Genomic DNA, 18,275 nt, shown 5'->3' on the forward strand with positions numbered 1-18,275 from the left:
AAGTTAAATAGGTTTAATTTTCTAGGGCAGCTATAGCGTCGCGTAAACTTTTCGGACGCATATCTGTCCAAACTTCACGGATATGCTCAAGGCAATGCTCTTTGTTGCCTTTTACACCGACCTCAGTCCAACCATTTGGCACTGAGTGATACGTTGGCCATATGCTGTATTGTTCTTGTGCGTTTATCACAACGGTAAATTCTGTATTTGGGCTATCAATACTCATTCTTTCCTCAACTAACTTTGTTTTATTGTGTTTTTGAGCCTAACTTGGCTCTTAAAAACTCAAGCCACAACAGTCTCTAGTGCTTGGTGTGCTTGTGCTAAATTCCCTTTACTCAACTCAATAAGATTGCCGGTATCCATTTTAAAAATGCGGTCAGCGGCATCGAAATAAGCGTCATCATGAGTAATCGCGATAACAGTCACGCCCCGTTGTTTAAGCAGTGGCAATAACTGACGGTAAAACAGTTTTCTGAAACGTGGGTCCTGATCAGCGGCCCACTCATCAAGCAGAATACTACCGCGTTTTTCGAGTACCGACATCATCAGCGCCAGTCGTTTTCGTTGACCTTGTGAGTAGCGAACGTCACTCAACTTACCTTGCTGGTGGTCAACCTTATGTGCCATTTCAAGACGAACCATCCATTCGTCAACATCTTTGCTATCGATGTCTTGACCTTCGCCATCAACAATTTGATGGAATAGATGGAAATCACTGAACACTGCCGAAAACTGATGGCGATAATCTTGCCAATTCGCTTGAGTCACCTCATCGCCATCGACATAAACTTGGCCAGAATGCGGTCGGTAGAGTCCAGTAAGCAAACGCGCAAAAGTCGATTTACCACTGCCATTACCGCCAATAATGAAGATGTGTTCGCCACGTTCGATCTTGAAATCAATTGGGCCTACGCCAAACGAGTCACCATCAGAATCTGAGCGGTAGCGATAGCTAGCCCCCACGAGTTCTAGTGAATTGAATACTTTGGTTTTTGCCGACTTCGGATTTAGGCTTCGATCGGTACTCAACTCTAACGACGACAACTTCTTCATTGAAATATTCGCAGTAATCAAGGTTGGAATTGAACCGACTGCAGACATTAGCGGGGTTCTCATAAACAACACGACCAATGCAAATGTAGACGCCACCTCTAACGTCGCCCAACCCAAAGCAGTCGCGAGGTAAAAGTTCAGGCCAATCAGTGCCAATACAACCGTGTTCGCCATGTTGGCAGCAAAACCATTTAGGATATCGGCCTGTGTCACTTCATTTCTGTAACCTTCAGCATTGACTGAAAACGTCTCATCAAAGTAACGCTTAGCTCTGAATGGGTTTAAAGAAAGTTCCTTACGGCCATCGATTAAGGATTGGTAATCGTGATACAACTTGTCGTCGTACTCACGAACCTGTTTAACGTGTTTAGTGATGCGCGTAATAAGCAGATAGCCAATGACACCGGTTAAAGAGAGCATTAAAACGCTAACCCCAAACAGTGGCATAGATAGAAAGGCCAAGTAGACTAATGCCACAACCGTTAGTACCAAGCCGTAGATCAACTCAGGTAAATGTACGAATGCAATGGTAATGTTGCGAATGTCGGTGTTCAGTGACGCGAGTACACCTGCACTTCCCACTTTTTCGACCTGTTCAATATCGGTATTTAATAGTTGAGAGACCAGTTCACAGCGTTTGTAGTAAACGAACTTGTGGCCCAGTTTATGAAGTGCTACCTGAGCAACAGTTGCTGTCACCAACAAACCAATCAACAATGACGCAAACTGAATCAAGGTATTGGAAAGTGGCCCATTGCTTTCAAGTAATTTGTGCTGAATAAACGCAATCACGCCTACGCTCAAGAACGCACTCGCAATACTCAACAAGATCACGAAGGAAAGTGATTTTTTCTGTTTTTCAGCCAACAATAGGATCAAACCCATTTCATACACACCATTTAATTAATTGTTATTGTTGTTATCATTTTCATTATCACTTAAGAGAAAGATAATCCCATATAATCCGAACTCGATAATCTTGTTGTTTAGTAATGGCTCTAAAAGCTCAACCTGTTTCTAACAGACACCTGCTAACAAGCGTCAGTAGTCACTTTAAGTAACGACAAGTGACTGAGCTATAACCTTCTCAACCCCCACATCAGGTACATACCACCGATAATCGAAGCCACCAAACCTGCAGGAATCTCTTGTGGGTAAAGCCACTGTCTACCGAGCCAATCCGAGAACAACATTAACGCCATACCAATTAACGACGAACAGATCAGATGTTCTTTCGCACGACTGTAGCCGAAAAGTCTCGCCATGTGAGGAGCCATCAAACCGATAAAGCTTAATGGCCCAACCACCAGAGTTGCGCTCACAGTTAAACATGCCACTAAGAGCAGCAATAGTATTCGAGATCTTGGTACATTAATGCCTAGAGATTGCGCACTCGCCTGTCCTAAAGGCAACACATCCAACCACCGTGCACAGAGAAAACCTAGCGAGATAAATACAATCGAAGATATCAGTAACGGAACGAGTGTTGACTCTGTGACGTAATAAGTTGAACCTGCCAACCAAGCCAAAACTTGGTAACTTCTTGGGTCTCCTCCCGCCAATACAAAACTCTGGACCGCATTCATCAAGGCCGTAATCGCAACGCCCGTCAGTAACACCCTTTCTGGTTGGAAGCCTGACTTTTGATTGAGTAGTACAATGATGCCTAAAGTACATGCTGCACCAATAAAACCACCGATATAGAGCCCAACAACGCTGCTGCCAAGCCCCGTAAAAATCGTGATGATCAAACCTAATGCGGTACCAGAGCTGATACCAATCACTTCCGGGCTAGCCATTGGGTTACCACTCAAACGTTGTACGATCGTGCCCGCTACCGCCAACATTCCACCCGCCAATGCTGCAGCGGCTAACCTAGGTAAGCGCCATTCGAGCAATGCCCAGTCTTGAGTTTGAAATAACCAACGCCAACCTTCTGTTTGTACCGAGAATAAGCTGAATACAACGAGTGACAGAACAATAAACAAGCTAGCCAGAACAACTGAATGTTTGTTTAATCGTGAAGCCACTTCCTTATGACGCGTGAGCACGGTTTGTGTTTGAGATTGGCTTTTCATTGATAGCTTAGGCAGCAACCACAACAACAGAGGAGCCCCCAACGCTGCCGTTGCTGCACCTGTCGGAACAAACATCGACATGATGCCCGGTAGCTGTTGGATAAGTAAGTCAGTAAGGCTCAACAACAAGCCACCCAACATCATTGATACCAATAGTTTAGGAACTAGACGATGTACTCCCATCAAGCGCGCTAACGCAGGAGCAGCTAAGCCAACGAAGCCGATGACACCCACAGCACTCACGACCCAAGCTGTCAGCAATACTGCTAGCCCGAGACAAGCAATTCTTAATTTAGCTAACGAAACACCTAAGCTCTTAGCGCCCTCTTCTGATAACTGAAGCAAGCTAAGTGGTTTTACAAACAGAAATGCCATAAGAGTTGCAACCACTAAACGTGGGGCTAGATACTGAACATCTTCCCATCCACTCTGGACTAATGACCCTGCGCCCCAAATCATCAAGCCATTAAGCTTGTCTTGATTCATCATCAGCAACACTGTGCTTACAGCACCAAAATAAAGGTTCACGACCAAACCTGAAACGATCACTACGGTTGGAGACAAAGCACGTCGCCACGACAGTGCAAACACTAAACCAATAGTGCTAACGCCACCAATGAGAGCCACTAACGAATAAGACCACTCCAAGAGCCAAGGGGCATAAAGCGTCGCCAACATGAGTGCAAAGCTTGAACCGCTGGCAACACCCAATGTAGACGGCGAGGCAAGCGGATTTCTGAGCACTTGTTGCATCAAAACACCCGCGACTGCCAACGCTGCGCCACTTAACAGTGTAGTGAATAACCTTGGCCACCAAGCCAAATGCAGTTTCACTGAATCTGGAGAACTAAAATCAGTGCTCCACAAACTAGAAAGTCGGCTCAGTCCGAACTGAGATACAGATAAATGTTGGCCAATTAACGCTAATGTAGAAAGCATCAACAGTGTTAAAACAACAAACGAGAGAACTCTCATAACACGTCTCTTTGGTTCAACTCAGAAACAATGAACCTTGCAAAGCGTGTTGCAGAAGGTATAGCGCCGAAGCTCCACACCGCTGGAACTTGTAATTCGGAATAACCAGACTCTTTCACTATATATTGCCAAAACTGATTAGTTTTAAGGCGCTCTTCGGTGCCCGCAGGCATCGGAGAAATAATCACGATTTGCCCATCGACACCGATCAATTGATCAATGCCAACCAAGCTGTATCCCCAGGCATTGGTTTGCCCTTTCCACGCTGATTCAAGGCCAATCTTGTTGATCGAGGCTTTATAGAGGCTGTTATCTCCAAATACACGAACGTGGTTTGTATCCATGAATTGCACCATTAACATCGCAGGGGCATTGTTTGGTACTTGTGAACCTAGAAGCTCCATTTCGTCGTTAGCTTCGCGAATCAGCTCTTCTGCCTGGGATTCTTTTTCAGATACTTCACCTAACTTCCGAGTGGCAACCTCTAACGCGAACCAGTCAACGTCACCACTTCGGTATAAGCCAATAGTCGTAACTGGCGCAATCTTGCTGAGTTGAGCCTCTAACGTTGAAAACATTGGAGATAGTAAAATCTTGTCTGGTTTAAGCTCATGGATACGTTCAAGGTTTGGCTGCGTTCGCAAGCCAACATCAGCAACTGTTTGAGGAATTTCAGGTGATTTCACCCACGAGTTGTAATCAGGTATTTGCGCGACTGCGACAGGGGTAACGCCCAACGCCAAAAGCGTTTCAGTGTGAGTCCAATCAATCGAAACCAATCGAGGTTGATCGTCATCATTCATCTCAGGCGTTTTTTGCTTGGCTAACGAGAGTGGAGAAAATACCAGCAAACTCGAGATGAAAACACTAGAGATAAGCGCACGAGTAACGTGCGAGCGTTGTAATCTTGATTGAAAAGGCTGCTTGAACATCATGCTGACTCCAAATCACCAGGCATCGCGACTGGGTAACCTGCAGAGTGTTGAGTAATGTGCATAGGTACACCATAGATATCTTTCAATATCGACTCTTTGAATACCTCGTCAACCTCACCTTCGACTAATAGCTTACCGCTATGAAGGGCTATAATGTGGTCGCAAAAACGAGCAGCCATGTTGATGTCGTGAATGACAATGATCACCCCAATTCCCAATGTTTCACTCAATCGCTTAATCAATGTCAGCATTTCAATCTGATGGCCGATATCGAGCGCGGCTAAAGGCTCATCCAGCAAGAGGTATTTCGTACGTTGAGCCAACAGCATCGCAAGCCAAACACGTTGGCGTTCGCCACCCGATAATGTATCAACCAAACGATCAGCGAATTGCGCAGTGTCGGTAAGTTGCATCGCATCTTCAACATACAGCTTATCTCTCCTTGAAAGTCGACCCAATAAGCCATGCCATGGGTAGCGACCAAAGTTCACGAGATCTTTTCCGGATAAACTGTCAGTTGCAGGTAAATGTTGAGGCAAGTAAGCAATTTGCTGTGCGAAGCCCTTATCTGGCCATTTAGTGATTGCTTTATCTTTCAGGTAAATATCACCAGAAGTAGCGCGCTGTTGCTTCGCTAACAACTTTAATAAAGTCGATTTTCCCGAACCATTATGCCCGACCAAAGCGTAGGTTTTTCCTTGCTCAAACGACACATTGAGTCCCTTAAGCAACTGTTTATCCCCTACGCTAAAACCGAGTCCCTTTGCTTCGAGCATACCTTCAACCTTTAAACACATCATTCACTAAAAATTAGTGCAATACGCACATATTCATAAAATCATTAACAGACACGCTTTTATACACTTGCAAAAAAGCGAATGCAAACAATTTTCATTTAGATTAAAGTGTATGCCATACGAGCTTTTTCCCTATATTATAAGGGGTTAGAGGTTTAAATTTGAAAAATGAAGGCTTGGCAGTAATTGTTATCCTTGTTGCAAAATGGTTAACCTAATGATGAATAAAACTTTTCGCGTACTCTCTAAAGATTTTGGCCTTCTGAGTAACGGACTAACCCTTCATGCAGAGTCAACGTTATTGCTTTGTGAAAAGGCCAACACCACTTTGAATATTGGAACCTCGCAGCGCGAAGGTATCGAAATCCACGTTACACAGTTTGACGGAACACGCTTTTACGATGTCATGTTCGAACAAACCAATATTTATTGCCCTGATGTCATCGCTCACTCCATTAATAAGAGAAAAGCTGAGTATTTTGTTGGCCGCTATTTAGTCGCGAACAGGCTTAATGAGTTAGGGTTTGAATATTGCACTCTTGAGTCGAACATCGATCGCAGTCCTAGATTCCCTTGTGGCGCTATTGGCTCAATTTCACACTGCACAAATTTGGCATGCGTTGTAGTCACCCCCTCCTGTTGTCCAGACCGAGAAAACCTTGGTCTCGATGTGCAAGAGCTCATTTCGAGCGACGTTTGTAGAGAGATTGAAAGCATGATTGTGGCCGAACGAGAAGTTGATTTAGCGGTGAGTGTTGAGTTAACCAAAGAACAAGCCATAACACTGCTCTTCTCAGCCAAAGAGGCGATATACAAGGCACTGGCTAAGTTCTCGACACGAGGTTTGAATTTTACTGATGCAAAATTGAAGCAAATAAACCAAAAAACAATGGAGTTTGAGCTAAGTGAAAGCATTAAACTACGAACTAACACGTTGAAGGAAATAAGCTGCGAATACTGGTACTTAGCACAACACAAAGCCTTTTTAACTTTGTGTTATTACTCACGTGATTGCTAGCTGTCGCGCTTTATAAATTCTATTGGGAAATGCTCACTACGTGGTGTGCTTGGTCAGTATCGACACTCGATCAATCGAGAGACAAGTACAAGGACGGTATATTGGTATAGGCATAAAGATGAGACGCAGAATCTTCTGCAGCTTTCGATTGGTAAAAGGTTGACATTCTTGAACCGCTCGCAAGATCAATTCACTCGCAATGCCTTGGCCTCGCCATTTTTCATCAACATAAACAGCGTTAATCCAGACGACATCTCTTACTTGATGAGGTCCTTGAAAATGGGAATACGCTAAGCTACCAATGACGATATTTTCTCGAATGACCACGATCACTAGCGGGAGATGAACATTGGTTGGGTCCGATTGTTCTGAATAGGCTGATTTAAACTCAAATTCCAACCATTCACTTTGAAAAAGGCGTTTAAGCTCTTGCCAGTTTGGAGAGTGCTGGGCACATTGTCTAGAAACGACTTTTTGTATTTAAATTTCCTTTTTAAATACGAGCAATTGAAATAAGAGCCACTCAGTTAAACAATTCACTCAAAAGACTGTATTAACCTACTTTTCATCCTCATAATGAATGTAATCGGCGTCTTGATTGATCTCTTCTCCACAACCTAAACAGTCGGCTTGTAAGTCTGTTGGCATCGTAATAACAAACCACAATGTGGGCATAAATCGCCTTGTTGATACATATAGGTTCCCTTCTAATTCATCCAGCCTACTTTAGCCAATGTTGATTGGGGTACGTTTGCTTGCTCTCTTCCAACCAATCGTGAATCACTTGGCGAGCTGCCTCAGTTGGTGGCGCGTTTCCTTGCTAGCGCTTCATCCACTATATCAACCTTTTGTAAATTTCTTATCAATCAGAGCGCTATATACAGGATAGCCTTTATAAGATCTTTGAATGACGATTTACCCTAATATGGGACCTCTTCGATATCATTTGTGCGAAAAAACTATGCTTGTTACATAATCCACAACAAAAGGCTTAAATTGTGGAATACCGACATATTCTAGTCGTAGTTGAACTGTCTGACGACACCAAAGTACTGATTGATACAGCAACTTTCTTCGCTGATAAATTCGATGCGGGTATTTCGTTTGTCTACATGGATGGTACGCATAGCGAAATTTACCCTGAGCTGGTAGATATTCAAGCAAACGACGGAGATTTACCTATCAATCAAGATGCCGTTAACAACTTAAAGGAGTTCGAAGCTTACGCAAAGCACCCAATTAAGCATATTTTTGTAGGTACGGGCGATTTGAATGATAAGCTCAAGAACACTATCTCAGAAAATAACGTTGACCTATTGATGTGGGGCCATCACCATGATTTTTGGCATAATCATTTCCCACTCGGAAACAGATAATCGACACCTCTCCGATTGATATCTTAGTGGTTCCGATGGAATAGCAACTTTTGTTAAACGGTTAAAACGTTAAGTCTTGCCAACCTCTATCGGTATTATTGGTTGGCATATTTCGGTTGGCTTAATACCCTCTTGTGATCGTCCCTTTTCCTCTGGCTCAGGTCTACCGATTTCCCTACATCATTTGTGATCTTGTTAGCGTATCGACTCGTAAGCGTCTAATAAATAACAATTCACGAGTGTAAGCATGAAAAAGATTGGTCTCTATCTTTTTACAAATGATTTAAGAATCAACGGCAACACACTACTTCATCGGGCGTCGCAGCTCGTTGATGAGCTAGTATGTGTCGCAATCGAACCAAGGCTTTCTACCTACTCTGTTAGACTTTCACAAGAACAGGAAAACGGGGCGCATCGTCACCTTTTCATTAAGCAAGCTATAGATGATTTAGCCTTGAGTTTGGCGCGTCTTGGACAACGCCTTTTTGTATTAGAGCGAAATACGAGTGAGAACTTAGTTCAACTCGTCAAATCTCAGCAAGTGACACACTTTTTTGCCAGTTCGCATTGTGCCCATGACGAGCGACAGTTAATTAAGGATACGCTAACGCAATGTCCTGGTTTATCCATCTCTCAGCAGCATCACACAACTCTGTTTGAGAGTGATGCGTTCCCCTTTGAACTTACCAAGCTGCCTCGCTCGTTCACCAAGTTCCGTCTTCAAGTTGAACGTCTAGGGATCAACACAGAAGAGAGTGTAATAGCGTACCTTCCACCAGTGCCACAAACCGCTACTAAGTCTTATAGAAAGCCGTTACCTGAGTTAAACGACTCAAAAACAGGCGACTACATAGGCGGCGAAACGGCAGGGTTAATCCACTTAGAAAACTACTTTTCAAATGACTATGCTGGAACCTACAAACAGACACGAAACGCATTGGATGGCATCGAGAACTCAACTAAGTTTTCGCCATGGCTAGCATTAGGGTGTGTATCGCCAAAAACCATTTACCGCCACTTAAAGCAATTTGAAGCGCATTGCGGCGCGAACGATTCTACCTATTGGATTTACTTTGAGTTGTTGTGGCGCGAATATTTCTATTGGAAGTGTCTAACGCTCGGGACGTCGCTGTTTGGTCGAGATTCTAATGCTCTGTCGAACGAACAATTGTTCGATACCAATACGGGATCAAGCTTCGCCAGATGGAAAAGCGGCAACACCAACTACCCTATTGTCGACGCCTGCATGCGCCAGCTTAACGCAACGGGTTATATGTCTAACAGAGGCAGACAGCTAGTCGCGAGCTGCTTGATTCACGAGCTTGGTATTGATTGGCGCCACGGTGCCGCCTACTTCGAGACCCAACTCATCGATTACGATGTCGCGTCGAATTGGGGGAATTGGGCTTATATCGCCGGAGCTCTAAATTCACAGGCTACTCAAAACCCTAACAAACAAAAGTCAGCCAATCAATCACAATCTAAATCCCGTCATTTCGATCTTGTTAAGCAGACAGAAATGTATGACCCAGAGCACGCCTTTATCAACAAGTGGCACCGGGACGATGAAGCTTCGGCGTCAACTCGATATCAGGACGTAATATGAAATACAAAACTGTACGCCTAATTTTAGGTGACCAGCTCAATATTGAGCACTCTTGGTTCGATCATGTCAGTGATGAAGTGATCTACATTATCGCCGAACTTAAGCAGGAAACCGACTATGTTGCCTCACACATACAAAAAGTGGCAGCGTTCTTCTCTGCCATGGACTATTTCGCTGAAGAGCTGACACAACTTGGGCATCAAGTGTTGCATTTAACCTTGGATGATACGACACAATTCAAAGATCTCGATGCCGTTCTTCAGCACTACACAAACGAGTTTGACGCTGAGAAATTTGAATACCAGAGACCAGACGAATATCGACTATTAGAACAGCTCAACAAACTTAAACTATCTAACACCGTCAAAGGGTGCTACGACTCCGAGCACTTCATGTTTCCTTTTGCCGAAATCGAAGAACAGTTTCCGAAAGACAAACATATCATGATGGAGCATTTCTACCGCCGAATGAGAAAGCGATTCGACATTCTCTTAGACGACGGAAAACCAGTCGGCGGTAAATGGAACTATGATGCAAACAACCGTAAAAAACTCAAGAAACAGGACATCGAAAATCTGCCGCAACCTTTGATGTTTTCCAACGATATATCTTCCATCCTCGAGCGTATTGAACGACATCAAGTTGCGACCATAGGGCAAGTTGGTGACCAACTACTTTGGCCTGTAAATCGTGCACAAAGTTTGTCTTTGCTCGCTCACTTCTGCCAAGTTTGTCTGCCACTGTTTGGCCACTTTCAAGATGCAATGACAGTGGAACACGACTCAAAGTGGAGCTTGTATCACAGCCGACTGTCGTTCTCGTTAAACAGCAAGCTTCTTAGCCCTAGCGAAGTCATTGAGGCTGCTCTTTCTGCTTATCACGCTTCTTCTAAGCAAAATGCACCCACTATCGATATTGCACAGGTCGAAGGGTTCATTCGTCAGATATTGGGTTGGCGTGAGTACATACGCGCGGTGTACTGGGCGAACATGCCGGCTTACGCGACCAAGAACCACTACTCAGCAGACCATGCGTTGCCGCATTACTTTTGGGATGGCCAAACTAAGATGAATTGCATGAAACACGCGATTGATCAGTCGCTAGAGTATGCTTATGCCCACCATATTCAAAGACTCATGGTAACGGGAAACTTTTGCTTAATCGCAGGTATTGCGCCAGACCAAGTCGACAATTGGTATCTCGGCATTTACGTTGATGCGATTGAATGGGTTGAAATGCCCAATACGCGAGGTATGGCACTATTTGCGGATGGCGGCATCGTAGGAACCAAACCATACTCTGCCAGCGGTTCGTACATTAATCGCATGAGTGACTACTGCAAAGGCTGTCATTATAAAATTAAAGAGCGTAGTGGTGATAACTCATGTCCGTTTAACAGTTTGTATTGGCGCTTTATGAATAAACACCGCGACGCCTTAAACCGAAACCCTCGCATGGGAATGCTTTATCGTTCTTGGGACAACATGGATGAAAAAGAACAGCAAGTAATACTCGATACCGCTGAACAACGACTGATGAATTTGGAGAACTTATAATGGTGCAGCAACTCAGATTACACATATTGGTTATCGGTGGTAGTGGTGGCATTGGACTCGCCGTGGTTAAGCACCTACTGTCGGAACTGTCTCGCTTTGATTTTCTCGATATCCATGTTGCAGCGACTTACCATACCCAAAAGCCTGAGATTTGTGATAAACGCCTAACTTGGCACCAAGTTGACGTGACTCAAGAATCCGATATCGTCGAATTACGCGCTCAATTTGATCAACTCGATTGGCTAGTTAACTGTGTTGGGATGTTACATACGCCAGAACGTGGGCCAGAAAAGAACTTGTCGTCTATCGACCCAGAGTTCTTCCTCAAAAACATGTCTGTGAATACCCTACCAAGCTTGTTGCTCGCTAAGCACTTCACTCCACTACTCAAAGCGAGTGACAATCCCAAGTTTGCGGTGGTGTCCGCCAAGGTTGGCAGTATTTCAGATAATAGATTAGGTGGCTGGTATAGCTACCGTTCATCAAAAGCAGCCCTCAACATGTTCATTAAAACCATGTCGATCGAGTGGGGGCGAACCATTAAGAAAGGCACAATATTAGCGCTGCACCCAGGGACGACTGATACTGCGTTGTCGAAACCCTTTCAAGCAAATGTACCGGAAGGAAAGCTGTTCGATTCGGCTTACGTGGCTCATCAACTCGTCGACATTATTCGCACTGCCACACCCAAGCAAAGTGGACACTTCTACGCGTACAACGGTGAACAGTTACCTTGGTAAAGTAAAAGTATAAGGTTGGGAAGAGTGGAGCCGCACTGAGATTCCCTATCACGCTCGCCCGTCAGTGTAGGGAATGACGACATTAAGTATGTCGAACCCTTATATAAATACCCAAGAGGCAATTAAACATCCAAAGTCTATTACACTCACGCGGGACATCCTCACACATGGGCATGACGATTACTAAGTACTGTGCAAGTAGGAAGTATACGAAATAGTCAACTCCAGAACCTTTCACCGTCATTCCCGAGAAGAAGGAATGGCTGAGACGGGAATCTCTTAAAGACTTTGGCTAAACGTTGGTGAGATTCCCTACCACGTTCGTCCCTCGCTGTAGGGAATGACGAAGATTGCGCTAACAAAGCTACCATTACTTTTATTCAGAATATAAGCAGTACTCGCAACCTATTGAGCGAAACCAACATTCATTTAACGAGTACCTTACAGCACTCGACTTCATTCCCGAGAAGGAGGAACGACTGAGTCAGGGATCTCATTAAGACATTCGCTTAACGTTAGTGACATTCCCTATCACGCTCGTTCCTCGCGGTAGGGAGTGACGAAGGTTGTGCTAACAAGATCTAGCCTTGCTACAGTCTAGCTTTGCTTAGGTTTGTTACGGCGACAACGCTCAGAGCAATACACGACTTCATCCCAACAGCGCTCCCACTTCTTGCGCCATGCGAATGGCTTCTGACACACAGGGCATGTCTTTGAAGGCAGGTGTGGCTTTTTGTGCATGAATGTTCCTTGTGTCTTAGTCTATTCATTGAAGTTCTAACAGAGAGATTCCCTATTAAGCGCATTCCTCGCTATACGGAATGACGGCAGTTGTCATATCCAAGCGAGCTTACCTCACTTAAAATAATGGCCGGAACTCTCTATCGTCCGACCGTCTCGTCTAGCCATTGGTATACAAGTGAGAGCCCCACTCCGTCCCCCCAAGAAGGAGGAGCGACTGAGTTGGAGATTTGCTTTTGTTGAAGCTGAAACCATTTCAACTCAACACACTAGGGTTTTGATACCAGCCGACCAATCTTGAAGATATCAGGCTACCACTTTGTACTGCTTTTCCATCTCGCTAACGCCAAGGCCTGCATGCTTGGTCACTTTCAACTGCACAGGCACACGCTCTTTCAAAGCTTCAACGTGACTAATGACACCAATCATTTTGCCTGATGCATTCAAGTTATCGAGTGCGTTCAATGCGATGTCTAGCGTGTCACTATCAAGCGTGCCAAAGCCTTCATCTAAGAATAGAGAATCAATACTGGTTTTATAACTAACAAGATCAGATAACGCGAGTGCCAACGCCAAACTCACCAAGAAGCTTTCGCCACCAGACAGAGTTTTGGTATCGCGCATTACGTCGCCCTGCCAGGTGTCGAGTACCTGTAGCTCTAGGCCATCGTCGGCTTTGCGTTTTAATTCATAGCGTCCATGTAAACGCTGCAATTGCTTGTTTGCCAAGTACACCAAGTTTTCCAATGTTAGCCCTTGTGCAAACTTACGGAACTTGTCGCCATTCTTAGAGCCAATCAGCGAGTTCAAGCGAGAGATATCATCGAACTCAACTTGTTGTTCAGAGATCTTCTTAAACAAATCTTGCTGGTTAATTCGGTTCTGACGATCAGTTTCAAGGTTGGCAGAGATTGCGCCAATTTTACTCGCATGGCTTTGCTGAGCTTCTTGGCAATCAGCCGTCGCCTGCTCCACTTTCTGTTGGTCTTGTTCTTGCCATGCTTGCGCATTTTCGTGGTTTTGTAGCTCCACTTGCGCTGCATTTGCCGCATTCAGCCTTGCTTTTGCACTGACAATTGCTTCATCCAGAGACTTTTTAAGGTTTTGTAATTGAGTGTGCACCTCTTCATCGAGCAATGCCGCTTCAAAATCAACTTCCGCTTCAAATGGGCTCACTTGCAAAGCTTCAACCCAAGCATTGGTCGCTTCTGTGTGGCTTGTTTGCTTCGTAGTTAATTCATCAGAAAAACCGGTATGTTTCGTTTGTTCGGTTCGATGTTCCAATTCACAGCGATTAAGTACCAACTGAGCCACGTCAAACGCTGCAACTGCATCTGTTACCTTTTGCTTCATTGCTTGGCTTGCGACTTGAATGTCTTGCTCACCAAACAACTGTGCTCTTTCACCGCTAATACGAGCTAACTCCGCTGTTAGCAATTCGCTTTCTTTGCTTAGCGCATCCAGCTCTTTTTGCACACTGTTTAGTTTATCATCCAGTGTTTTTTGCTCAGCACATTGGGTAATCAAACGCTTTTCTAGCTCAGTCTGTTGCTGTTTGGTTTGCAGCCATGTATTTGAGGCTTGCAGTTTTTCAGCAAACCAAGCATCAATATGCTCAAGTTCAGGAGCCTCAATCGAGGTTTCTACAATGCTCTCTTTGAGTGAGTGCCACTGTTGCTCTTTAGCTTGCACGGTTTGACTTGCTTGCTCATTCGCAGCTTGGTTTTGCTTATTGAGGTCGTTGAGACGCTCCTCCGCTAACACAAGATTAGCTTGCGCTTTATCAGCCATAACGCTAGCTGATAAACGTTGTTTCTCGGCCTCGGCATAGCTGTTTTTTGTATCCACTAAGACTTTCAGCTGCTGCTGGGTTTGATTTAAATGAAGCTCGCATTGCTCAACAAAAGTCGTCACTTCAGGTTCATTCCCTAGGTCAGCCACGGAAAGCAGTGTGAACTCCAGGGTCACTGCAGGAAAGTCAGACAAACTCTGTTGAAGCTTACCTATTACAGATTGCCAGTTAAGTTGCGCTTGCTGAATATCCGCTTGTGCACGTTGAATATCATCGCTTAGTGCTGTGATCATAGGAGCAAGAGAATCCAACTGTTGACGATGTTCTTGACCATCTTTCTTAATAATCGCTAACTCATATTTTTCTCGCTCTTGCTGAGCAATCAAGTTCGCAATATCTTGCGACTGCTCAACCGTATGTTCAGTAGAACCACACAGTGGACATTCAGAGCCAGGTTCCAACTTCGCACGGTACTTAGCTAACTCTCCCTCTTGCGCGATTAATAAGGTTAAGCGCTCAAGTGATGTCTCTTTCTCTTTGTATCGCTCTACCAGTACTTCACGCTCTTTCGATAGCTTCTCAGCTTGCTGAGCGTTAGTTTGGTGTGCTTGTGTCTTAACACCTAGCTGTTGCTGTGCGTTTACAAAACCACGATTAATTTCGAACAACGAGTGAATGTTGCGATTCCAAAGCTCCAACAGCTCTTTTTGGGAAAGTAATGCTGTTTCACTGGTTTTAGCGTGTAGAGCTTCCCATTGCTGCTTGGTAGCGTTTTCGGCCAGCACCAATTCAGCTAGAGCTTGATCTTGCGATGCTTTGGTTTGTTTTGCGTTTTTAATCACAGATTGTTGAGCTTCTAGTGCCGTATAGGTTTGCTTCGCTAGGTTGAGTTGTTGCGAATGCTGCGACTCTAACGTGCGTACTTGATCAACTTTGGCTTGCCACTGACCTAGGTGCTTTTCGAGGTGTTGGTCCGCCTGATGCGCCTCTAAATAGTCAGCGCTCAGCTTTTCTCGCTGTTTCAACTCGTCAATCTGTTGCACCAACATAAGCTGTTGAGTACGTTGCTGTGCGTGTTGTTCATTCAACGTATTTGCGGCGTTAACTGCCAAGGTATGCTTGTCTTTGAGTACCGATATTTGATTGTCGAGTGGGCGGACTTGCTCAATGACCTTTTCTTGATCTTGTTGCTCGGCTTTTACGTTTTCAACCGCTTCGTTACTTTGAGTCAGTTTAGTTTGGGCATCTAACTTCTCGGCCTCGCGCACTGTGAGCAACTTAGTACTGTTATCTAGGTTAATTTGCGTAAGATTGAGCTCATTCTCGCAGCGTTTTAGGTCTTTGTGCAGCGGTCGTAATTTCTCAGCCGGTTCGCTGTTTGCCAAACGCGTCAAGGATGGTTGGTTTTGCTCTAAATCGCTTTGTGCTGTTTTTAGGTCTTGTTCACTGGTCGCAACAGTATGCTGCGCTTTGGTCACGTCTTTCCACCAGCTAAGGTGAGCTTGCCACTCTTTTAGCTGTTCTGCTAAACGCTTCTGTTCAGCTTCTAACGTGTCACGCTCTGTTGTCAGCTCTTGAATCTGCTCATCAGACAGTAAACTCATACCCTCAGCTTTTGCCTTTAGATGATTAAGCGACTCTTCACTCAATTTGAAATGATCGTAAATACGTTCTGAAATCAGGCTATAGACTTCAGTACCAGTAAGTTCTTCCAACAATTCGGCACGGTCATTCGCGTTGGCATTCAAGAATGCAGCAAATTCGCCTTGAGAAAGCATGATCGACTTAGTAAAGCGCGAGAAGTCCAAACCAGTCACCTGCTCTACCAACTTAGTTTTCTTGGTCAACATGGTCTCTAAGACTTTATCGGTGTCTGCATCCGCAAATTCACATGTTGGTGTTTGCAGTGCACCATCATGCTTGCCACGAGCTCGCTTTTGGTGGAAGTTAGAACGGTACGTTTTGCCCTGCACTTCAAATTCAAGCTCAGCAAAACACTCACCCGTACCGCGAGTCATTAACTCGTTATTGCCCTTCGCTATACTTTTCAAACGAGGCGTGCGGTGGAATAGCGCTAAACAAATCGCATCCAGAATTGTCGTCTTACCCGCACCTGTTGGACCCGTGATTGCAAACAGGCCGTTTTCTGCAAACGGTGATTGGGTGAAATCGAGCTTCCAACGCCCTTTCAAAGAGTTTAGGTTTTCAAATTCTAGGTTTAAAATCTTCATACTCGTTACTCTTCTACTTTGTTTGTTGCTTGAGCGCTTTCAAACACTTCGACCATGACTTGCTTAAACTTGACCGTCATTCGCTCTAAGCGGGCTTTTTCAGACTCAGTTTCGAACTCTTCTAAGGCAATACGCTTGGTAAACACGTCCATCGGGCTCAGTTCAGACAGAGTTTCTGCTGATTCTTGCGCCAACGCTTGGTTGCGACGCTCTCTTGCACGGCGCAGTTGTAATACTTCAACATTCAAGCCTTCAGTCAATGCACGCATACGCTCTTGTAAATCAGATAGGTAATCTTGAGCCTGAACCTCTATCGACAACCACACGCTCTGTTCGCCATCCAAACCAAGATATTGATTCAGTTGAGACTCTATCTCGCTCAAGTCGCCTTTAATTTCGGCTAATGGCTGGAAAGTTGGAACGGCCAATTGAGAAATGGTGCGCTCGCCTTCAGAAAATTCAACCACGCACACCTGCTTCTGAGATTTAAGCTCATCAAAGCTCAGTGGGATTGGAGAACCGGAATAACGAATGTATTCACGCTTAGCAACCACTTGAGGACGATGAATATGACCAAGAGCAATGTAGTCAGCATCTGGGAAACCATCCGCTGCAAAGCCATCTAGGTTACCAACGTAAATATCACGTACAGAATCTGACTGTTGGACGCCCATTGCAGTAAGGTGCCCTGTAGCAATGATTGGCATGTGCTCATGGTTTTCATAAGTAGCACGCTTGGCGACTGCCGCCTCATAAACACTTTGGTAGTGCTGCTTGATTGCATCACCAAGCTGTTTTTGACGCTCTACGCCAGAAACACCGGCTTGACTGGTAAGTACATCACGAGGACGAATAAAGGGAATAGCACACACAAGCGCTTCTACATCGCCCGTTTTACCCTTGAGTTCAAGAACCTGAGTTGCATGATCTTCGTTGGTATTTGGAATGACGTCAGCGCCCATGTATTTGAGCAGCTGTTGTGACTCTTTCAGAACTGAAACTGAATCGTGGTTTCCGCCTAGCAGTACCAATTGACAGCCGATCTTGTTCGAATCGACAACAAACTTGTTATACATCTCACGAGCGTAACTTGGTGGCGTACTGGTATCGAAAATATCACCAGCAACGATGATCGCATCGATATCATATTCGGTAACTTGCTCAAGTAACCATTGTAAGAACCGTTCATGTTCATTCTTACGACTTTTATTGTAGAAGTTTTGGCCAAGGTGCCAATCGGACGTGTGAAGAATCTTCATTGCTGCTCACTGGAAGTCGGTAATACCTATAATCTACCAAAATCGCTCATACAATTCCCTTTTATAAGCTTGTGAAAAGCAGATAATTTTATGCATGATCGCATCATAAGCTATA

General features: G+C 44.7%; 14 protein-coding genes. 5 read left to right on the forward strand and 9 right to left on the reverse strand.

All coding sequences use genetic code 11. The annotated features are described in order from the left end of the window. Nucleotides 1-13 precede the first annotated feature (13 nt). The 5 genes from ACTRWI_RS11185 to ACTRWI_RS11205 form a co-directional block, all read right to left on the reverse strand. The gene (locus ACTRWI_RS11185) at nucleotides 14-226 is read right to left on the reverse strand and encodes an MbtH family protein (protein WP_063523278.1); all 213 of its coding nucleotides are present in this window, start codon (nucleotides 224-226) and stop codon (nucleotides 14-16) included. A gap of 59 nt (nucleotides 227-285) precedes the next feature. Beyond that, nucleotides 286-1,941 (reverse strand): multidrug ABC transporter permease/ATP-binding protein, encoded by a 1,656-nt coding sequence (locus tag ACTRWI_RS11190; protein ID WP_499131374.1) that lies wholly within the window; start codon nucleotides 1,939-1,941, stop codon nucleotides 286-288. Nucleotides 1,942-2,132: 191 nt separating this feature from the next. Continuing rightward, the gene (gene fhuB, locus ACTRWI_RS11195; RefSeq protein WP_499131376.1) at nucleotides 2,133-4,109 is read right to left on the reverse strand and encodes a Fe(3+)-hydroxamate ABC transporter permease FhuB; all 1,977 of its coding nucleotides are present in this window, start codon (nucleotides 4,107-4,109) and stop codon (nucleotides 2,133-2,135) included. Beyond that, the gene (locus tag ACTRWI_RS11200) at nucleotides 4,106-5,044 is read right to left on the reverse strand and encodes an ABC transporter substrate-binding protein (RefSeq protein ID WP_499131378.1); all 939 of its coding nucleotides are present in this window, start codon (nucleotides 5,042-5,044) and stop codon (nucleotides 4,106-4,108) included. The genes fhuB and ACTRWI_RS11200 overlap by 4 nt, the downstream gene beginning before the upstream one ends. After that, entirely contained in the window at nucleotides 5,041-5,820 is a 780-nt protein-coding gene (locus ACTRWI_RS11205; protein ID WP_499131379.1) for an ABC transporter ATP-binding protein, read from the reverse strand. The genes ACTRWI_RS11200 and ACTRWI_RS11205 overlap by 4 nt, the downstream gene beginning before the upstream one ends. 238 nt (nucleotides 5,821-6,058) lie before the next feature. On the opposite strand from ACTRWI_RS11205, the gene ACTRWI_RS11210 reads away from it, so the two are divergent. Continuing rightward, the gene (locus ACTRWI_RS11210; protein WP_499131381.1) at nucleotides 6,059-6,859 is read left to right on the forward strand and encodes a 4'-phosphopantetheinyl transferase family protein; all 801 of its coding nucleotides are present in this window, start codon (nucleotides 6,059-6,061) and stop codon (nucleotides 6,857-6,859) included. A gap of 36 nt (nucleotides 6,860-6,895) precedes the next feature. Here the strand turns inward: ACTRWI_RS11210 and ACTRWI_RS11215 are convergent, their stop codons facing one another. Beyond that, complete coding sequence (locus tag ACTRWI_RS11215; RefSeq protein WP_499131395.1) at nucleotides 6,896-7,339, reverse strand: GNAT family N-acetyltransferase; 444 nt, start codon at nucleotides 7,337-7,339, stop codon at nucleotides 6,896-6,898. Nucleotides 7,340-7,857: 518 nt separating this feature from the next. Here ACTRWI_RS11215 and ACTRWI_RS11220 point away from each other — a divergent pair. From ACTRWI_RS11220 to ACTRWI_RS11235, 4 genes are all read left to right on the forward strand, one after another. Continuing rightward, on the forward strand, nucleotides 7,858-8,235 hold the full coding sequence (locus tag ACTRWI_RS11220; protein ID WP_499131383.1) for a universal stress protein: 378 nt from the start codon (nucleotides 7,858-7,860) through the stop codon (nucleotides 8,233-8,235). A 247-nt stretch (nucleotides 8,236-8,482) separates the two neighbouring features. Beyond that, nucleotides 8,483-9,841, forward strand: coding sequence for a DASH family cryptochrome (locus ACTRWI_RS11225; protein WP_499131385.1), 1,359 nt, complete (start codon nucleotides 8,483-8,485; stop codon nucleotides 9,839-9,841). Then, nucleotides 9,838-11,397: a cryptochrome/photolyase family protein gene (locus ACTRWI_RS11230; protein WP_499131386.1), complete on the forward strand. Its 1,560-nt coding sequence runs from the start codon at nucleotides 9,838-9,840 to the stop codon at nucleotides 11,395-11,397. The genes ACTRWI_RS11225 and ACTRWI_RS11230 overlap by 4 nt, the downstream gene beginning before the upstream one ends. Further along, on the forward strand, nucleotides 11,397-12,137 hold the full coding sequence (locus ACTRWI_RS11235) for an SDR family oxidoreductase (protein ID WP_499131387.1): 741 nt from the start codon (nucleotides 11,397-11,399) through the stop codon (nucleotides 12,135-12,137). Before ACTRWI_RS11230 ends, ACTRWI_RS11235 begins: the two co-directional genes overlap by 1 nt. 597 nt (nucleotides 12,138-12,734) lie before the next feature. On the opposite strand, the gene ACTRWI_RS11240 is transcribed toward ACTRWI_RS11235, so the two are convergent. The 3 genes from ACTRWI_RS11240 to sbcD all read right to left on the reverse strand — a co-directional run bounded on the left by ACTRWI_RS11240 (nucleotide 12,735) and on the right by sbcD (nucleotide 18,160). Next, nucleotides 12,735-12,878 (reverse strand): DUF2256 domain-containing protein, encoded by a 144-nt coding sequence (locus ACTRWI_RS11240; protein ID WP_499131389.1) that lies wholly within the window; start codon nucleotides 12,876-12,878, stop codon nucleotides 12,735-12,737. Nucleotides 12,879-13,184: 306 nt separating this feature from the next. Further along, nucleotides 13,185-16,901 carry an AAA family ATPase gene (locus ACTRWI_RS11245; protein WP_499131391.1) on the reverse strand — a complete coding sequence of 1,239 codons (3,717 nt, stop codon included), beginning with the start codon at nucleotides 16,899-16,901 and terminating at the stop codon, nucleotides 13,185-13,187. A 5-nt stretch (nucleotides 16,902-16,906) separates the two neighbouring features. Continuing rightward, a complete protein-coding gene (gene sbcD, locus ACTRWI_RS11250; protein WP_499131392.1) occupies nucleotides 16,907-18,160 on the reverse strand; it encodes an exonuclease subunit SbcD in 1,254 nt (417 codons plus the stop codon). Nucleotides 18,161-18,275 lie beyond the last annotated feature (115 nt).

It is taken from the genome of Pseudoalteromonas sp. G5_S1_14_S5 (assembly GCF_054968605.1).

Coding starts and splice junctions, on each gene's coding strand:
- ACTRWI_RS11245 (WP_499131391.1), bottom strand. CDS start 16,901: ATGAAGATTTTAAACCTAGAATTTGAAAACCTAAACTCTTTGAAAGGG.
- ACTRWI_RS11210 (WP_499131381.1), top strand. CDS start 6,059: ATGATGAATAAAACTTTTCGCGTACTCTCTAAAGATTTTGGCCTTCTG.
- sbcD (WP_499131392.1), bottom strand. CDS start 18,160: ATGAAGATTCTTCACACGTCCGATTGGCACCTTGGCCAAAACTTCTAC.
- ACTRWI_RS11230 (WP_499131386.1), top strand. CDS start 9,838: ATGAAATACAAAACTGTACGCCTAATTTTAGGTGACCAGCTCAATATT.
- ACTRWI_RS11205 (WP_499131379.1), bottom strand. CDS start 5,820: ATGCTCGAAGCAAAGGGACTCGGTTTTAGCGTAGGGGATAAACAGTTG.
- ACTRWI_RS11200 (WP_499131378.1), bottom strand. CDS start 5,044: ATGATGTTCAAGCAGCCTTTTCAATCAAGATTACAACGCTCGCACGTT.
- ACTRWI_RS11240 (WP_499131389.1), bottom strand. CDS start 12,878: ATGCACAAAAAGCCACACCTGCCTTCAAAGACATGCCCTGTGTGTCAG.
- fhuB (WP_499131376.1), bottom strand. CDS start 4,109: ATGAGAGTTCTCTCGTTTGTTGTTTTAACACTGTTGATGCTTTCTACA.
- ACTRWI_RS11225 (WP_499131385.1), top strand. CDS start 8,483: ATGAAAAAGATTGGTCTCTATCTTTTTACAAATGATTTAAGAATCAAC.
- ACTRWI_RS11185 (WP_063523278.1), bottom strand. CDS start 226: ATGAGTATTGATAGCCCAAATACAGAATTTACCGTTGTGATAAACGCA.
- ACTRWI_RS11190 (WP_499131374.1), bottom strand. CDS start 1,941: ATGGGTTTGATCCTATTGTTGGCTGAAAAACAGAAAAAATCACTTTCC.
- ACTRWI_RS11235 (WP_499131387.1), top strand. CDS start 11,397: ATGGTGCAGCAACTCAGATTACACATATTGGTTATCGGTGGTAGTGGT.